General features: G+C 47.7%; 7 protein-coding genes, 22 tRNA genes, 3 rRNA genes and 3 other annotated features. Of the genes, 3 read left to right on the top strand and 29 right to left on the bottom strand.

Annotation, left to right across the window (positions count from 1 at the left end; genetic code table 11):
- Nucleotides 1–5: 5 nt before the first annotated feature.
- Entirely contained in the window at nucleotides 6–1,541 is a 1,536-nt protein-coding gene (locus EAL2_RS00380; RefSeq protein WP_025434467.1) for a 2-isopropylmalate synthase, read from the bottom strand.
- Between the two features lie 81 nt (nucleotides 1,542–1,622).
- Nucleotides 1,623–1,847 (bottom strand) — a binding site (T-box leader).
- Nucleotides 1,848–1,917: 70 nt separating this feature from the next.
- Nucleotides 1,918–2,144, bottom strand: a binding site (T-box leader).
- A gap of 287 nt (nucleotides 2,145–2,431) precedes the next feature.
- Nucleotides 2,432–2,667: a binding site (T-box leader), on the top strand.
- Nucleotides 2,668–2,780: 113 nt separating this feature from the next.
- On the opposite strand from EAL2_RS00380, the gene EAL2_RS15400 reads away from it, so the two are divergent.
- Together EAL2_RS15400 and EAL2_RS15395 are read left to right on the top strand one after the other, a co-directional pair.
- Nucleotides 2,781–2,954, top strand: coding sequence for a hypothetical protein (locus tag EAL2_RS15400; RefSeq protein WP_158408865.1), 174 nt, complete (start codon nucleotides 2,781–2,783; stop codon nucleotides 2,952–2,954).
- Nucleotides 2,955–3,016: 62 nt separating this feature from the next.
- Nucleotides 3,017–3,181 (top strand): hypothetical protein, encoded by a 165-nt coding sequence (locus tag EAL2_RS15395; protein ID WP_158408864.1) that lies wholly within the window; start codon nucleotides 3,017–3,019, stop codon nucleotides 3,179–3,181.
- Nucleotides 3,182–3,311: 130 nt separating this feature from the next.
- Here EAL2_RS15395 and EAL2_RS00370 read toward each other — a convergent pair whose 3' ends face one another.
- The 28 genes from EAL2_RS00370 to EAL2_RS00235 form a co-directional block, all read right to left on the bottom strand.
- Nucleotides 3,312–4,766, bottom strand: coding sequence for a mechanosensitive ion channel (locus tag EAL2_RS00370; protein WP_025434465.1), 1,455 nt, complete (start codon nucleotides 4,764–4,766; stop codon nucleotides 3,312–3,314).
- Nucleotides 4,767–4,933: 167 nt separating this feature from the next.
- Nucleotides 4,934–5,212 carry a GIY-YIG nuclease family protein gene (locus EAL2_RS00365; RefSeq protein ID WP_025434464.1) on the bottom strand — a complete coding sequence of 93 codons (279 nt, stop codon included), beginning with the start codon at nucleotides 5,210–5,212 and terminating at the stop codon, nucleotides 4,934–4,936.
- Between the two features lie 88 nt (nucleotides 5,213–5,300).
- Nucleotides 5,301–5,377: transfer RNA gene (locus EAL2_RS00360), tRNA-Arg, on the bottom strand.
- Between the two features lie 22 nt (nucleotides 5,378–5,399).
- Nucleotides 5,400–5,483, bottom strand: a tRNA-Leu gene (locus tag EAL2_RS00355).
- A 16-nt stretch (nucleotides 5,484–5,499) separates the two neighbouring features.
- Nucleotides 5,500–5,573: transfer RNA gene (locus EAL2_RS00350), tRNA-Cys, on the bottom strand.
- An 8-nt stretch (nucleotides 5,574–5,581) separates the two neighbouring features.
- Nucleotides 5,582–5,657, bottom strand: a tRNA-Lys gene (locus EAL2_RS00345).
- A 9-nt stretch (nucleotides 5,658–5,666) separates the two neighbouring features.
- Nucleotides 5,667–5,743: transfer RNA gene (locus EAL2_RS00340), tRNA-His, on the bottom strand.
- Nucleotides 5,744–5,752: 9 nt separating this feature from the next.
- Nucleotides 5,753–5,829: transfer RNA gene (locus tag EAL2_RS00335), tRNA-Pro, on the bottom strand.
- A gap of 29 nt (nucleotides 5,830–5,858) precedes the next feature.
- Nucleotides 5,859–5,935, bottom strand: a tRNA-Ile gene (locus tag EAL2_RS00330).
- A 4-nt stretch (nucleotides 5,936–5,939) separates the two neighbouring features.
- Nucleotides 5,940–6,016, bottom strand: a tRNA-Met gene (locus EAL2_RS00325).
- A gap of 25 nt (nucleotides 6,017–6,041) precedes the next feature.
- Nucleotides 6,042–6,117: transfer RNA gene (locus tag EAL2_RS00320), tRNA-Phe, on the bottom strand.
- A 7-nt stretch (nucleotides 6,118–6,124) separates the two neighbouring features.
- Nucleotides 6,125–6,213: transfer RNA gene (locus tag EAL2_RS00315), tRNA-Ser, on the bottom strand.
- Between the two features lie 34 nt (nucleotides 6,214–6,247).
- Nucleotides 6,248–6,323, bottom strand: a tRNA-Lys gene (locus EAL2_RS00310).
- An 8-nt stretch (nucleotides 6,324–6,331) separates the two neighbouring features.
- Nucleotides 6,332–6,407: transfer RNA gene (locus EAL2_RS00305), tRNA-Gln, on the bottom strand.
- 10 nt (nucleotides 6,408–6,417) lie between these two features.
- A tRNA-Arg gene (locus EAL2_RS00300) sits at nucleotides 6,418–6,494 on the bottom strand.
- A 9-nt stretch (nucleotides 6,495–6,503) separates the two neighbouring features.
- A tRNA-Gly gene (locus tag EAL2_RS00295) sits at nucleotides 6,504–6,577 on the bottom strand.
- A 7-nt stretch (nucleotides 6,578–6,584) separates the two neighbouring features.
- Nucleotides 6,585–6,669: transfer RNA gene (locus EAL2_RS00290), tRNA-Tyr, on the bottom strand.
- Between the two features lie 5 nt (nucleotides 6,670–6,674).
- Nucleotides 6,675–6,750 (bottom strand) — tRNA-Thr (locus tag EAL2_RS00285).
- Nucleotides 6,751–6,759: 9 nt separating this feature from the next.
- Nucleotides 6,760–6,836: transfer RNA gene (locus tag EAL2_RS00280), tRNA-Asp, on the bottom strand.
- Nucleotides 6,837–6,841: 5 nt separating this feature from the next.
- Nucleotides 6,842–6,917: transfer RNA gene (locus EAL2_RS00275), tRNA-Val, on the bottom strand.
- A gap of 17 nt (nucleotides 6,918–6,934) precedes the next feature.
- Nucleotides 6,935–7,009: transfer RNA gene (locus tag EAL2_RS00270), tRNA-Glu, on the bottom strand.
- 7 nt (nucleotides 7,010–7,016) lie between these two features.
- Nucleotides 7,017–7,092, bottom strand: a tRNA-Met gene (locus tag EAL2_RS00265).
- A gap of 17 nt (nucleotides 7,093–7,109) precedes the next feature.
- Nucleotides 7,110–7,184 (bottom strand) — tRNA-Asn (locus EAL2_RS00260).
- A gap of 5 nt (nucleotides 7,185–7,189) precedes the next feature.
- Nucleotides 7,190–7,306: ribosomal RNA gene (gene rrf, locus EAL2_RS00255) — 5S ribosomal RNA — on the bottom strand.
- A 94-nt stretch (nucleotides 7,307–7,400) separates the two neighbouring features.
- Nucleotides 7,401–10,313, bottom strand: a 23S ribosomal RNA gene (locus EAL2_RS00250).
- 36 nt (nucleotides 10,314–10,349) lie between these two features.
- Nucleotides 10,350–10,425, bottom strand: a tRNA-Ala gene (locus EAL2_RS00245).
- Between the two features lie 72 nt (nucleotides 10,426–10,497).
- A 16S ribosomal RNA gene (locus EAL2_RS00240) occupies nucleotides 10,498–12,025 on the bottom strand.
- Together the 16S, 23S and 5S rRNA genes with 22 tRNA genes alongside form the textbook arrangement of a ribosomal RNA operon.
- 355 nt (nucleotides 12,026–12,380) lie before the next feature.
- Complete coding sequence (locus tag EAL2_RS00235) at nucleotides 12,381–14,291, bottom strand: YgiQ family radical SAM protein (protein WP_025434463.1); 1,911 nt, start codon at nucleotides 14,289–14,291, stop codon at nucleotides 12,381–12,383.
- A 169-nt stretch (nucleotides 14,292–14,460) separates the two neighbouring features.
- Between EAL2_RS00235 and tnpB the strand changes: the two genes are divergently transcribed.
- On the top strand, nucleotides 14,461–15,582 hold the full coding sequence (gene tnpB, locus EAL2_RS00230) for an IS200/IS605 family element RNA-guided endonuclease TnpB (RefSeq protein WP_025434462.1): 1,122 nt from the start codon (nucleotides 14,461–14,463) through the stop codon (nucleotides 15,580–15,582).
- Nucleotides 15,583–15,697: the final 115 nt, after the last annotated feature.

Below are 15,697 nucleotides of genomic sequence, written 5' to 3'. Positions count from 1 at the left end.
TTTTGTTATGCTGTCTCGCTGCCGCCCAGCGCATTGTCATATTCCATCTTGTTTACGCAGTTTATATAAGCCCTTATGCTCGCCTCGAGTATGTCCGTGCTAAGCCCCTTGCCCTTGTACACCCTTTCCTTGTGCGAGAGCTTTACGCTGGCTTCTCCCTGGGCATCTTTGCCGCTTGTGACGGAATGTATTGTGTAGTCATGAAGATTAAGCTTCTTGCCTATTATCTTCTCTATGGCTTTGAAGGATGCGTCTACCGGCCCGTCTCCCGCAGCCACCTCTTCGAGAATCTCGCCATCATGTCTAAGGGCGATTGTAGCAGTAGAAGTTATAGCGTTGCCGCTGTTTATTATGAAGCTTTCAAGCTGATAAGCCTCGCTAACTTCCGTTGCAAAATCCTCGGCTATTATGGCTTCGATATCCTTGTCGAATATGGTTTTTTTCTTGTCGGCAAGCGTCTTGAATTTTTCAAATGCCTTTTCAAGCTCTTCCTTTGTAAGCTCATAGCCCATATCCCTTAGCTTGTCTTCGAAGGCATGTCTTCCCGAGTGCTTTCCAAGCACCATCTTGTTCTTGTTTAATCCTATGGATTCAGGAGTCATTATCTCATACGTGCTTTGCTCTTGAAGCATTCCATGCTGATGTATGCCCGATTCGTGTGCAAATGCATTTGCTCCGACTATAGCCTTGTTAGGCTGAACCTTGACCCCTGTTATTGAAGTCAAAAGGCTGCTGGATCTCATTATCTGAGTAGTATCGATGTTGCAAACTGCGCCGTATATGTCTTTTCTTGTGTTCAGCGCCATTGCGACTTCTTCAAGAGCCGCATTGCCCGCCCTCTCGCCTATTCCGTTTATAGTGCACTCAAGCTGTGTCGCACCGGCTCTTGCTGCCGCAAGAGTGTTGGCCACGGCCATTCCAAGGTCGTTGTGACAGTGAACCGATATATCCGCCTTGTGAATGTTCGGCACGTTTTCTCTTATCCCCGTTATAAGATTGAAGTATTCCTCCGGCGTTGTGTAGCCGACGGTGTCTGGAATATTTACTACTGTAGCACCGGCGTCTATTACCTTTGTTATTATCCTGTATAAAAACTCTTTGTCGCTTCTTGTGGCATCCTCTGCCGAGAACTCTATGTCCTCGCAGTAGGCTTTTGCGTATTTTACCATTTCAACAGCCTGCGCCATTACATCCTCAGGCTTCATCTTGAGCTTGTATTTCATGTGTATATCTGATGTGGCTATGAAGGTGTGTATCCTTGGAAGCCTTGCATGCTTTACCGCATCCCATGCACAGTCTATGTCTTTTTTAAGCGCTCTCGAAAGGCTCGCCACCCTCGCTTCCTTTATATTTCTTGCTATTTCGCTTACAGACTCGAAGTCACCCTTTGACGCTATTGCAAATCCGGCCTCTATTACGTCTACCTTCATCTTCTCTATTTGCTTTGCCATTTGTATCTTCTCATTAAGATTCATGCTGCAGCCCGGAGACTGCTCTCCGTCCCTAAGAGTCGTGTCGAATATCTTTATTTGCTTTGCCATTGTTATCCCCCTCATGTCTTTTGTATTCCGAATATAAAATACATCCCTTTTGAGTAATAAAAAACGCCCCAGAACTCAATGTTCAGGGACGAGTATGCTCGCGGTACCACCCTAATTGCCTGTGAAGGCCTCTCTTTAATGGACACTCTATGTCCCGGTCTTTAACGGTACCATCCGCCGCTTCCTACTGCTATTTCAAAAGCGGTGCTCTGGAGCTAGTAGCATTTTCTCTGAAGCATCGGCTTGCACCATCCGCCGACTCTCTTTAGCTTGCCTGTAAAATGCGCTCTCCTTCGTTGCATATATTATATATATATGTTTGAATTTTTCATTTACTTTTTCTTTATGGGAATAAAAAACGTCCCTGAACTCAATGTTCAGGGACGAATATGCTCGCGGTACCACCCTAATTGCCTGTGAAAGCCTCTCTTTAACGGACATTCTCTATGTCCCGGTCTTTAACGGTACCATCCGCCGCTTCCTACTGCTATTTCAAAAGCGGTGCTCTGGAGCTAGTAGCATCTTCTCTGAAGCATCGGCTTGCACCATCCGCCGACTCTCTTTAGCTTGCCTGTAAAATGCGCTCTCCTTCGTTGCATGTTATGGAATTGACTTGTTGATAAGTATTCTATCAGCCTTTACCAGACTTGTCTATGCTTTTTTCTAAAAAAAATGAATTTTCTGATAAGTTTTTAAGCGCTCATTTTCGGAAATCGTTTCTTCCAAAGGTCCTGCCACTTCATCTCTTATGCTATTATTTTTGAATAATATGCCCCCCTATATATTTAATTTATTTTCAGAAAATTCTAAAATATTTTTCAAAAACCTGTTGACATTGTTTTGGGTCTCATTATATAATAACAATTGTAAGATAAACGTGCAGAATATTCAGAAAAGTTATGACGGAGACAAAAATGCCTCGGCAAGACTATAGAGAGCTAATGGTTGGTGGAAATTAGCGTCAAGCGGCATACAATAATCACTCCAGAACTTCCATTTCGAAATCTAGTAGATTTGGACGTACGCCAGCGTTATATGGCTAGGGTTAATTTGACCTGAACGGCGAGGCGGATTTTCAATCCGCAAAGTAGGGTGGTACCGCGAAGCATAAGCTTTCGTCCCTATGGATGTCTTATACACGTTCATAGAGTCGAGTGCTTTTTTTTATCTCCAAATTATCAGAATATTCTGTGTATTCGCAATGTCAATCATATTTAATTACTTGGGAGGAATATTATTATGGAAAAGAAATTCGATATGTACTCAGACGAAAAATGTTTCGAGCCTGCTTCTTACAGCGTGGACTTCAGCTCACTTTTTACAAGCGGCAAATCATTCGAGGAAGAGCTTAGAAACGATGTTGTAAACGCACCTGTTAACTTCTTTGGCTGCGGAAACTTCGAGCTTTACTAGTATCCCGCTTTAGCAAACTTGCAAGGTTAACCATCTATTTAAAATCTGGGAGGAATAATTTTATGGAAAACTCAAAAAAACACTCAAACGAAAATGCATACGATGTATACTCACCTGCTGTAGACTATAGCTCTCTTGAAAACGAATCTAGCAATACTTCTGAATTCAGACACGAGGTTTCTCAAAACAACTGCAATTATTTTGGATGCGGCAGCTTTGAATTCTAATAAATAAAAAGGGTGGTGCATTATGGAATCAGATATTGACCTAGACATTAACATTAATATTTCGAACTAAAAAAGACATCTCACGTGGAACATTGGAGATGTCTTTTTTTAATGCCCTTATTTGTTTGCTTTATTCTTCGGGTTTCTTCTCTAGCTTAGCAAGCGCCTTTGCTGCAACTTCCTTTCCGCCTATTCCAAAAGCTATCGCTGCTGCCACTGCGACTGCTCCTATTGTAAATCCAAATGCCATGTTTATGATCTCATTGGCTATCCCCATCTGTCTGAGTCCCATTGCTATTGCAAGCACTATTATCGATATCCTTGCTATCGCTGAAAGCATGTCAGAGGATGCGGATTTTTTACTGCTTATAATAGACGCAACCATCTGTGCTATATAAAGACCTACGCCTATTATCACAAGCCCAAGTATAATATGTCCAACAAGTACAATGAACTGATCTACAAGCCCTGCAAGCATGTCTAGTCCGAGTATGTTTGCGGCTTCTAGTGCTGCGAAGAACACTATTGCTATCTTAACAAAATTTCCTGCCATTGCAGAAATTGTTGTTTTGGCGCCTTCGGTTGTTATGAGCCCCATGTCTGCAAGCAGCTTTTCTATCCCCATCTTGCCTAGAAGTCTTGTGACAAGGTCTCCAAGAAGACGACCTATGAAATATGCCACATATATTATTACAAATGCAGAGAACAGGTTTGGAATGAATGCAAGCACTCTGTCAAGCATGTTTGTGGCCGGTCTTGTTACAGCCGAAAGGCCTATCATGTCAAGTCCCGCTACAAGCACAGGTATGAGTATGAGCACATACACTATGTTCGCTATTATCTCTGATAGCCTGTTCTTTTCTTCCTCTTCTTCCTTGCCTATTCTATCTATTCCAACAGATTTCAGTATTTGCGCTGCGGCTTCCCTTATCTTTCCGGCTATGAACCAACCTATAGCTATTATTAACCCTGCTCCTATAAGGTTTGGAAGCACCGCCAGAATCTTGTTGAGCATGTTCTGAACTGGCTGGAGTATACCTCCAAGCGAAAGCGCGCTTAAGATTCCTGGAAGGAATATCAGGAATACAAACCAATATGCAATTTCAGCTATAGCCTGGGATATTGGGGTTCTGCCCTCAGCCACCGCCATTTTCTCATCAAATTTTACAAGCGCCAGTCCCTTCAGCACAAAAAATTTGACTATCCTTGCAAAAATCCACGCTACTGCAAGCAGTATTACGGCTCCGATTATTTGAGGTATGAAGCTGGATATATTGCCCAGGAACTTGTTGAGGGGCTCTGTCAAAATTGTGAATCCCAGCGCTTCAAATACGGCAGTTATTACAAATATCATAAGGATATAGTAGATAGTCTTGACTACAATTTTGCCGAATTTGATTTCCCGTTCAGTTTCCCCAAAAAACTTGTTTACCCATTCGTTTATTTTGGGACTTTTTTCAATCAGCTTGCCAATGCCTGATGCTATATATTTAGCCAGCAAAAGGCCTATGACAAGTATGGCTACCGCCCCTAGTATCTTTGTGAAATAGAGTGACATGAACTGACTGATAGCAAATGAATCCATACAAATTCCCCCTTTTCTTTTCGATTATTCCCCTTATCGTGTATTATTCACGCATACTTTTATTAAAAAAGCATGCATTTGTTTAAAGTATACCCCTATAATATTTTTTAAAAGCATTTTTTATTGAAATAAAAAACGCACCAGAGAAAATCACTCTGATGCGCGTTTTATTCATGCCTAATCCCTAATGCAGCAAATTTGTTGCTTCTGCTCTCTATCAATGCCAGCTTTTGCTTCCTGCTGAACTTTTTTATCTCCCATTCGCGTTTTTGCGCCTCTATCCTGCATTCTATTTCCTCGAAATAGACAAGCCTTACCGGGAGCCGGGCCCTGGTATACTTTGACGCTTTCCCATCGCTGTGCATCTTAAATCTTCTTTCGAGGTCGCTTGTCCAGCCTGTATAGAGGCTGCCATCACTGCATAAAAGCATATATACATAGCACATATTCGTTCCTTTCGCAGCCATAAATGATATAACTAAAAAAGCCTCCAAAAGATTACCATCCTTTGAAAGCCTTGTCTTATTGGTTTATTGGTGCGCCCACAGGGACTCGAACCCCGAACCTTCTGATTCGTAGTCAGACACTCTATCCAGTTGAGCTATGAGCGCAAAAACCTTAAAAATAAAAAAATGGTGCGGGTGGAGGGACTTGAACCCCCACGTACTGGACACTAGATCCTAAGTCTAGCGCGTCTGCCAATTCCGCCACACCCGCACATTAAGTTGTTAATTGGAGGCGGCATCCAGATTCGAACTGGAGGTTAAGGAGTTGCAGTCCTCTGCCTTACCACTTGGCTATGCCGCCTCATCAATTGGTGATCCATCCGCGACTCGAACGCGGGACACCCTGATTAAAAGTCAGATGCTCTACCGACTGAGCTAATGGATCGTGTAAATATGGGGTGGATAATGGGACTCGAACCCATGGCCTCCAGAGCCACAATCTGGCGCTCTAACCACCTGAGCTATACCCACCATATTTGTTGGTCGAGGTGGAGGGACTCGAACCCCCGGCCCCATGGTCCCAAACCACGTGCGCTACCAAACTGCGCTACACCTCGAATTTGAATCAAGCAAGCTTACAATAAGATGGTGGGCCTTCAGGGACTCGAACCCCGGACCTACCGGTTATGAGCCGGGCGCTCTAACCAACTGAGCTAAAGGCCCATCTTGGTAGCGGCAACAAGGATCGAACTTGTGACCTTTCGGGTATGAACCGAACGCTCTAGCCAGCTGAGCTATGCCGCCAAGATTGCTTTGCTTGATTTTAAAATGGTGCCCAGAGGCGGAATCGAACCACCGACACGGGGATTTTCAGTCCCCTGCTCTACCGACTGAGCTATCTGGGCTTGCTTATGGCGGAGGGGGTGGGATTCGAACCCACGTGGGCTTGCACCCTAACGGTTTTCAAGACCGCCCCGTTATGACCGCTTCGGTACCCCTCCGTACATTTCAATTGTTTGTTGCCAATTTTGAAACTGGTGACCCATCCGCGACTCGAACGCGGGACACCCTGATTAAAAGTCAGATGCTCTACCGACTGAGCTAATGGGTCATATTAGTTGGCTGGGGATGCTGGACTCGAACCAGCGCATGCAGGAGTCAAAGTCCTGTGCCTTACCGACTTGGCGAATCCCCAACACCTAAAGTGGCGCGCCTGCAGGGATTCGAACCCCGGACACACGGCTTAGAAGGCCGTTGCTCTATCCTACTGAGCTACAAGCGCATCTTAATATGGAGCGGGTGAAGGGGATCGAACCCTCGCAACCGGCTTGGAAGGCCGGGGCTCTACCACTGAGCTACACCCGCATATTTTTGGTGGAGGGAGCTGGATTCGAACCAGCGAAGGCGGTGCCAACAGATTTACAGTCTGCCCCCTTTAGCCACTCGGGAATCCCTCCGACTATGGAGCTGGTGATGGGACTTGAACCCGCAACCTACTGATTACAAGTCAGTTGCTCTGCCAATTGAGCTACACCAGCAAATTTAAATGGCGATCCGGAAGGGGCTCGAACCCTCGACCTCCAGCGTGACAGGCTGGCATTCTAACCAACTGAACTACCGGACCGAATTTGGTGGGAGCAACAGGGCTCGAACCTGTGACCCCCTGCTTGTAAGGCAGATGCTCTCCCAGCTGAGCTATGCTCCCACGAAATGTGAAACTAATGGTGACCCTACCGGGGTTCGAACCCGGGTTACCGCCGTGAAAGGGCGGTGTCTTAACCGCTTGACCATAGGGCCTTGATTTTGGTTGCGGGGGTAGGACTCGAACCTACGACCTTCGGGTTATGAGCCCGACGAGCTGCCAACTGCTCCACCCCGCGTCATTGCAGTGACTTTGTGGCTCCGGAGGTGGGATTCGAACCCACAACCTCTCGGTTAACAGCCGATTGCTCCGCCATTGAGCTACTCCGGAATATCATCTGGCTGCGTCCTACTCTCCCGGGACCCTTCGATCCAAGTACCATCAGCGCTGAAGAGCTTAACTTCTGTGTTCGGCATGGGAACAGGTGTAGCCTCTTCGCTGTTGCAACCAGATTGTCCTTGCGGACTTTTACTATTTTAGCACGGCACACCGTGTTTGTCAATAGCTTTTTGAAGGTTTGCACCCTCAAAACTGCATGCTTTAGACTTGGTCAAGTCCTCGATCTATTAGTACCCATCAGCTGAATGCATTGCTGCACTTACACCCTGGGCCTATCAACCAGGTAGTCTTCCTGGGATCTTACCTATAAAAGTGGGAAATCTTATCTTAAGGTTGGCTTCGCGCTTAGATGCCTTCAGCGCTTATCCATTCCATACATAGCTACCCAGCTGTGCCGTTGGCACGACAACTGGTACACCAGCGGTACGTCCATCCCGGTCCTCTCGTACTAGGGACAGCTCCCTTCAAATTTCCTGCGCCTGCGACGGATAGGGACCGAACTGTCTCACGACGTTCTGAACCCAGCTCGCGTGCCTCTTTAATGGGCGAACAGCCCAACCCTTGGGACCTACTCCAGCCCCAGGATGAGACGAGCCGACATCGAGGTGCCAAACCTCCCCGTCGATGTGGACTCTTGGGGGAGATAAGCCTGTTATCCCCGGGGTAGCTTTTATCCGTTGAGCGATGGCCCTTCCACTCGGAACCACCGGATCACTAAGCCCGACTTTCGTCCTTGCTCGACCTGTATGTCTCGCAATCAAGCTCCCTTTTGCCTTTACACTCTTCGCACGATTTCCGACCGTGCTGAGGGAACCTTTGGGCGCCTCCGTTACACTTTGGGAGGCGACCGCCCCAGTCAAACTGCCCGTCTGACAGTGTCCCAGTACCGGATTCACGGTACATGGTTAGAACCTCAATACTGCAAGGGTGGTATCCCAACGTCGGCTCCAACGAAACTTGCGTTCCATCTTCCAAGCCTCCCACCTATCCTGTACATGCAGCATCGAAATCCAATGCCAAACTGCAGTAAAGCTCCACGGGGTCTTTCCGTCCTGTCGCAGGTAGTGAGCATCTTCACTCACATTACAATTTCACCGAGTCTATTGTTGAGACAGCGCCCAAATCGTTACGCCTTTCGTGCGGGTCGGAACTTACCCGACAAGGAATTTCGCTACCTTAGGACCGTTATAGTTACGGCCGCCGTTTACTGGGGCTTAAGTTCAGTGCTTCGATTGCTCTAACACATCCCCTTAACCTTCCAGCACCGGGCAGGCGTCAGCCCCTATACTTCGTCTTGCGACTTAGCAGAGACCTGTGTTTTTGGTAAACAGTCGCTTGGGCCTATTCTCTGCGGCCCCCTCATGCTTGCACACTAACGGGGCACCCCTTCTCCCTAAGTTACGGGGTAATTTTGCCGAGTTCCTTAACAATAGTTCTCTCGCTAGCCTTAGGATTCTCTCCTCACCCACCTGTGTCGGTTTGCGGTACGGGCACCTTCCACCTCGCTAGAGGCTTTTCCTGACAGTGTGAAATCAACCACTTCGCTACTAAATTTCGCTCCCCGTCACGCCTCAGAATTGCCACGGCGGATTTGCCTACCATGACTCCCTTGACGCTTGGACCTTCAAAACCAGCTGAAGGATGGCCTATCCTACTGTGTCACCCCATCACTCAAATGGTGGTTGGTGGTACGGGAATATCAACCCGTTGTCCATCGCCTACGCCTTTCGGCCTCGGCTTAGGCCCCGACTAACCCAGAGAGGACGAACCTTCCTCTGGAAACCTTGGGTTTTCGGCCGGTGGGATTCTCACCCACCTCTCGCTACTCATGCCAACATTCTCACTTGTATAAAGTCCACTGCTCCTTTCGGTACAGCTTCGCCCCTTATACAACGCTCCCCTACCATCCTTTCGGATCCATAGCTTCGGTGGTGGATTTTAGCCCCGAGAATATTTCGGCGCAGGATCACTCGACCAGTGAGCTATTACGCACTCTTTGAATGAGTGGCTGCTTCTAAGCCAACATCCTGGTTGTCTGTGCAATCCCACATCCTTTTCCACTTAATCCACACTTTGGGACCTTAGCTGATGGTCTGGGCTGTTGCCCTCTTGTCTATGGACCTTATCACCCACAGACTGACTCCCGGATAAAAGTTCATGGCATTCGGAGTTTGATAGCCTTCGGTAACCCATAGGGCCCCTAGGGCATTCAGTGCTCTACCTCCATGTCTCTACGTCCGAGGCTAGCCCTAAAGCTATTTCGGGGAGAACCAGCTATCTCCGGGCTCGATTGGAATTTCACCGCTATCCACAGCTCATCCCCGCACTTTTCAACGTGCGTGGGTTCGGACCTCCGCGAAATTTTACTTTCGTTTCATCCTGTCCATGGATAGGTCGCCCGGTTTCGGGTCTACAGCATGTAACTAAACGCCCATTTAAGACTCGCTTTCGCTGCGGCTCCAGGCCTCAAAGCCCTTAACCTTGCTACATACCGTAACTCGTTGGCCCGTTCTACAAAAAGTACGCGGTCACACTAATAATGTGCTTCCACAGTTTGTAGGCATAAGGTTTCAGGTTCTATTTCACTCCCCTCCCGGGGTTCTTTTCACCTTTCCCTCACGGTACTATGCGCTATCGGTCACTAGGTAGTATTTAGCCTTGGGGGGTGGTCCCCCCAGCTTCCCACAGGGTTTCACGTGTCCCGTGGTACTCTGGAGTATGCCTGTGGCCTTCTTGTTTCATCTACAGGACTGTTACCTTCTATGGTGGGCCTTTCCAGACCTCTTCGATTACAATAGCCGCCACGTGATGGCATATCCGCAACCCCGACAAGGTAAACCTCGTCGGTTTGGGCTCTTCCCTTTTCGCTCGCCGCTACTTAGGGAATCGATTTTTCTTTCTCTTCCTCCGGGTACTTAGATGTTTCAGTTCCCCGGGTTCCCCTCATTAGACTATGTATTCATCTAATGATACATGGACATTACTCCATGTGGGTTTCCCCATTCGGAAATCTTCGGATCAATGACTGCTTGCGTCTCCCCGAAGCTTATCGCAGCTTACCGCGTCCTTCATCGGCTCCTAGTGCCAAGGCATCCGCCTTATGCCCTTAATAACTTGACCATTTTATCTAAAGCTATGCAGTTTTCAAGGTACAAATGGTGGAGATAATGAGATTCGAACTCATGACCCCCTGCTTGCAAGGCAGGTGCTCTCCCAACTGAGCTATACCCCCACGCATAAAAAAAGCTGTTCAATTTTGAAGGCTTGAGCCCTCAAGACTAAACAGCAGGCTATTTCTCCTTAGAAAGGAGGTGATCCAGCCGCACCTTCCGATACGGCTACCTTGTTACGACTTCACCCCAGTCATCAGTTTCACCTTCGGCAGCCTCCCCCTTGCGGTTGGACAGCTGACTTCGGGCGCCCCCGACTCCCATGGTGTGACGGGCGGTGTGTACAAGACCCGGGAACGCATTCACCGCGGCATTCTGATCCGCGATTACTAGCAACTCCGACTTCATGCAGGCGAGTTTCAGCCTGCAATCCGAACTGAGAACGGCTTTAAGGGATTGGCTTGCTCTCGCGAGCTCGCAACCCGTTGTACCGCCCATTGTAGCACGTGTGTAGCCCTGAACATAAGGGGCATGATGATTTGACGTCATCCCCACCTTCCTCCGAGTTGTCCTCGGCAGTCTCTCTAGAGTGCCCACCCTAAGTGCTGGCAACTAAAGATAGGGGTTGCGCTCGTTGCGGGACTTAACCCAACATCTCACGACACGAGCTGACGACAACCATGCACCACCTGTCACCTTTGTCTCCGAAGAGAAAGCTTCCGTTACGAAGCGGTCAAAGGGATGTCAAGTCCAGGTAAGGTTCTTCGCGTTGCTTCGAATTAAACCACATGCTCCGCTGCTTGTGCGGGTCCCCGTCAATTCCTTTGAGTTTTACTCTTGCGAGCGTACTCCCCAGGCGGAGTGCTTAATGCGTTAGCTGCGGCACCGAGGTTTGACCCCCGACACCTAGCACTCATCGTTTACGGCGTGGACTACCAGGGTATCTAATCCTGTTCGCTCCCCACGCTTTCGTGCCTCAGCGTCAGTAACAGTCCAGAAAGTCGCCTTCGCCACTGGTGTTCCTCCTAATATCTACGCATTTCACCGCTACACTAGGAATTCCACTTTCCTCTCCTGTACTCAAGTCCGGCAGTTCCAAAGGCTCACTATGGTTGAGCCATAGCCTTTCACCTCTGGCTTGCAAGACCGCCTACGCACCCTTTACGCCCAGTGATTCCGGATAACGCTTGCCCCCTACGTATTACCGCGGCTGCTGGCACGTAGTTAGCCGGGGCTTCCTCCCAAGGTACCGTCATTATCTTCCCTTGGGACAGAGCTTTACGACCCGAAGGCCTTCATCGCTCACGCGGCGTTGCTGCATCAGGCTTTCGCCCATTGTGCAATATTCCCCACTGCTGCCTCCCGTAGGAGTCTGGACCGTGTCTCAGTTCCAGTGTGGCCGATCACCCTCTCAGGTCGGCTACCCATCGCAGCCTTGGTGAGCCGTTACCTCACCAACTAGCTAATGGGACGCGGGCCCATCCTATGCCGCAAAAGCTTTGGCGAGTCGTCCATGCGGACATCTCGCTTTATCCGGTATTAGCACACCTTTCGGTGCGTTATCCCTGTGCATAGGGCAGGTTGCCCACGTGTTACTCACCCGTCCGCCGCTCACGCAGCGGGGCTTCGTCCGAAGACTCCCTCCCGCTTTGTTCGCTCGACTTGCATGTGTTAAGCACGCCGCCAGCGTTCATCCTGAGCCAGGATCAAACTCTTAAAAAGAAATCCTTGGGACTATGTCCCTTTAGCTCACTTTGACATCTTGCGATGTCTCACTGACTTTAAATAATTTCGATGGCTTTGCCATCTTTAAAAAATAAGCCTGCTGTTTAGTTTTCAAGGTTCAATTTGCGATGTGACTTAATTATTTTATCACCGAACTCGACTTCCGTCAAGCCCTTTTTTCTGTTCTCTTTTCACTGTCTGTGCTCTCGCATTCCCCGACAGCAAAAATTATTTTATCAGCTTATGCTCCACAAGTCAATGGTTTTTATATTTTTTGCTGCCTGTAAATATAAAAACCTGGATTCAAAAGCTCTTATCCACTCTAAATCCAGGCTTTGCTCTGTTTATCTATTTAACGTCTGCGCTTTCTTGCTTTATCATTCTTGCCTTTAGTTCTTGAATTCACATCGCCTGACTTTCCCGTCTTGCTCTTACGCTCGCCTTGTTTTGAATCGCCGGCTTCCTCCCTTAGAGGCCTCACAAGGCATTCCCTGCCATACCCTATAAGGTCAAACCTCCCTGCAGTCTTCAAAGCCTTGACCACAATATTGTGGTTTCTGGGGTTTCTATACTGGAGAAGCGCCCTCTGCATAGCCTTTTCTTCATAGCTTTTAGCTACATAAACCTTCTCCATTGTCATTGGGTCTATCCCCGTATGATACATGGCAGTCGATAGGGTTCCCGGCGTAGGGTAAAAATCCTGTACCTGCTCTGGATAGAGTCCGGAGTCATGAAGGTATACAGCCAGCTCTATGGCATCACTCAGAGTTGCTCCAGGATGTGACGACATCAGATACGGCACCATATACTGGTTTTTTCCCAACTCCTTGTTGACCTTTTCATATTCATCGACGAATTTTTTGAATATATCTCCGCCCGGCTTTCTCATGCGCTTTAGAACATTCTGGCTTATGTGCTCAGGCGCAACCTTGAGCTGCCCGCTCACATGGTGGCTGCATATCTCTTTTAGTATGCCTTTTCTGTCCTTGTCAGCCATAAGATAGTCGTACCTTATCCCGGATCTTATGAACACCTTCTTCACGCCTTTTACTGCGCGCAGCTTTCTCAGCAAGCTCAGGTAGTCACTGTGATCCACAGTAATATTTTTGCAGGGCTTCGGATAAAGGCACTGCATGTTTTTACATGTGCCCACTCTTAGCTGTTTTTTGCATGAAGGCTCACGAAAGTTGGCTGTTGCGCCTCCCACGTCATGTATATACCCCTTGAAGTCCTTGTCGCCGGCCATAAGCTCAGCTTCCTCGAGTATCGATTCATGGCTCCTTGACTGGACTATGCGGCCCTGGTGGAATCCTATGGCACAAAAAGAGCACGAACCGAAGCAGCCCCTTTCAGAGAGAATGCTGAACTTGACCTCCGCAATAGCCGGCACCCCGCCCATTTTTTCATACGACGGGTGATATGTCCTTGCAAAGGGCAACCTGTACACTTCATCGAGCTCTTCCCTGCTTAAGGGCATCGCCGGCGTATTTTGCACAACGTAGGTTGAGCCGTGCTTTTGAACAAGCACCTTTCCCCTTATGGGGTCCTGGTTATCGTACTGAAGCTTGAAAGCCTGCGCGTATTTTTCATGGCTTTCACAAACCTGCTCATACGAGGGCACCTCTATGCACTCCCCTGACAGATAGCCTATGTCGCTTATTTTACATACGGTTCCAGCCATATAGTTTATATATTTTGCTTCTATACCCGAGGCCAGGGCTTCAGCCACCTCTACAATCTGCTTTTCAGCCATGCCGTATACGATAATGTCCGCACCGCTGTCTAAAAGCACCGAGCTCCTAACCTTGTCATCCCAGTAATCATAGTGGGCAAATCTTCTAAGGCTCGCCTCTATGCCGCCCGCTACTATGGCAACATCCTTGTATACTTTCCTTATCATGTTGCAATACGTTATAAGGGCGCGGTCAGGCCTTAAGCCGGCCTTTCCGCCCGGAGAGTAGCTGTCCTGGCTCCTTCTTTTCTTGGCAGCCGTATAGTGGCTTACCATAGAGTCTATGTTGCCGGTTCCGACAAGAAATGCGTATTTAGGCCTTCCCAGCGCCTTGAAAGCCTCTTCGCTTCTCCAGTCCGGCTGGGCAAGAATACCCACCCTGTAGCCTCTGCTTTCAAGCACCCTTCCAATAATTGCCGTTCCAAACGAGGGATGGTCTACGTATGCATCTCCGCTGACTATTATAAAATCCAGCTCGTCCCACCCTCTGGCTCTTGCGTCTTCAATTGATATCGGTAAAAACTCATTCATATATTTCACACCTTTTGATTTTATCTGTGTTAGGGCGAGAATACTCCCACCTCTTTAGGTGGGGGATGAATCGCCTAATGTTTTCAAATTATGTTTTTTGTATCCGCTTCAGGGTATACATATAATAGTAGCAATCAGCCTTATATGTCACACACGGAGGTGAAAAACAATGCTAATTAACAAAGCATACAAGTTCCGCATATATCCAAGTAGCAAGCAAAGAGAACTGATAGCCAAAACAATAGGCTGTAGCCGCTTTGTGTTCAACCACTTCCTGAATGCTTGGAATAACGAATACAGACAAACAGGCAAGGGCTTGACATATAATTCTTGCTCTGTGCAAATGACCCAACTCAAAAAAGAACTTGTGTGGCTCAAGGAAGTAGACAGCATAGCCCTACAATCTTCCCTAAGGAATCTTGGCGATGCTTTCGACCGTTTCTTCAAGAAGCAGAATGACGCTCCGCGTTTCAAATCCAAAAAAAACAAAGTGCAGTCGTATACTACAAAATGTACCAATGGCAACATAGCCATTGCAGGCGACAAAATCAAACTGCCTAAGCTTGGTCTAATCAAATTTGCCAAGTCCAAAGAAGTCGATGGCAGGATTCTAAGTGCAACCATAAGACTCAATCCATCCGGCAAATATTTTGTATCTGTGCTTGTCGAAGCAGAAGTGCAAGAGCTGCCCAAGTCGAATTCTTCATGCGGAATAGACGTAGGGCTGAAAGATTTCGCCATACTTTCAGATGGCACAGCATACGAGAATCCCAAGTTCTTCAGAACGCTTGAAGCAAGGCTTGCAAGAGAGCAACGCATACTGTCAAGGCGTATTAAGTTCTCAAACAACTGGCACAAGCAAAGAGTAAAGGTTGCCAGAATACATGAGCATATAGCTAGTGCCAGAGCAGATTATCTGCACAAAATTTCTGCCGAGATAGTCAAAAACCACGACATCATCGGAATTGAGGATTTGCAGGTATCCAACATGCTCAAAAACGGCAAGCTGGCCAAAGCCATATCCGAGGTGTCTTGGTCGGAGTTCAGGACAATGCTTGAATACAAAGCCAATTGGTACGGCAAGCAAGTCGTCATCGTAGCCAAGAACTTTGCCTCAAGCCAATTGTGTTCTGATTGCGGTTACAAGAACAAAGACGTTAAGAATCTCTCTGTCAGAGAGTGGACTTGTCCTGAGTGCGGAGCAAACCATGACAGAGATATTAACGCAAGCATAAATCTTAAAAACGAAGCCCTAAGGCTTCTAACCGTAGGAACTACGGGGTTAGCCTAATAATAAACTGCTCGTTGGAGCGGTATTCTTAGGAATCCGTCCACCTCTAAGCTTTAGCACAGGTGGCGGTAGTTCAAAGGCAAAATTACAAAACAATCTATTTTAATATTTTTTA

It is taken from the genome of Peptoclostridium acidaminophilum DSM 3953 (genome assembly GCF_000597865.1).
Classification (GTDB): Bacteria; Bacillota; Clostridia; order Peptostreptococcales; family Peptostreptococcaceae; genus Peptoclostridium_A; species Peptoclostridium_A acidaminophilum.
This window is presented reverse-complemented; position numbering and strand designations above follow the sequence as displayed.

Bases quoted from the DNA above. Each gene is read 5' to 3' on its own strand.
- tnpB (WP_025434462.1), top strand. From the start codon at position 14,461: ATGCTAATTAACAAAGCATACAAGTTCCGCATATATCCAAGTAGCAAG.
- EAL2_RS15395 (WP_158408864.1), top strand. From the start codon at position 3,017: ATGGAAAACTCAAAAAAACACTCAAACGAAAATGCATACGATGTATAC.
- EAL2_RS00380 (WP_025434467.1), bottom strand. From the start codon at position 1,541: ATGGCAAAGCAAATAAAGATATTCGACACGACTCTTAGGGACGGAGAG.
- EAL2_RS00370 (WP_025434465.1), bottom strand. From the start codon at position 4,766: ATGGATTCATTTGCTATCAGTCAGTTCATGTCACTCTATTTCACAAAG.
- EAL2_RS15400 (WP_158408865.1), top strand. From the start codon at position 2,781: ATGGAAAAGAAATTCGATATGTACTCAGACGAAAAATGTTTCGAGCCT.
- EAL2_RS00235 (WP_025434463.1), bottom strand. From the start codon at position 14,291: ATGAATGAGTTTTTACCGATATCAATTGAAGACGCAAGAGCCAGAGGG.
- EAL2_RS00365 (WP_025434464.1), bottom strand. From the start codon at position 5,212: ATGTGCTATGTATATATGCTTTTATGCAGTGATGGCAGCCTCTATACA.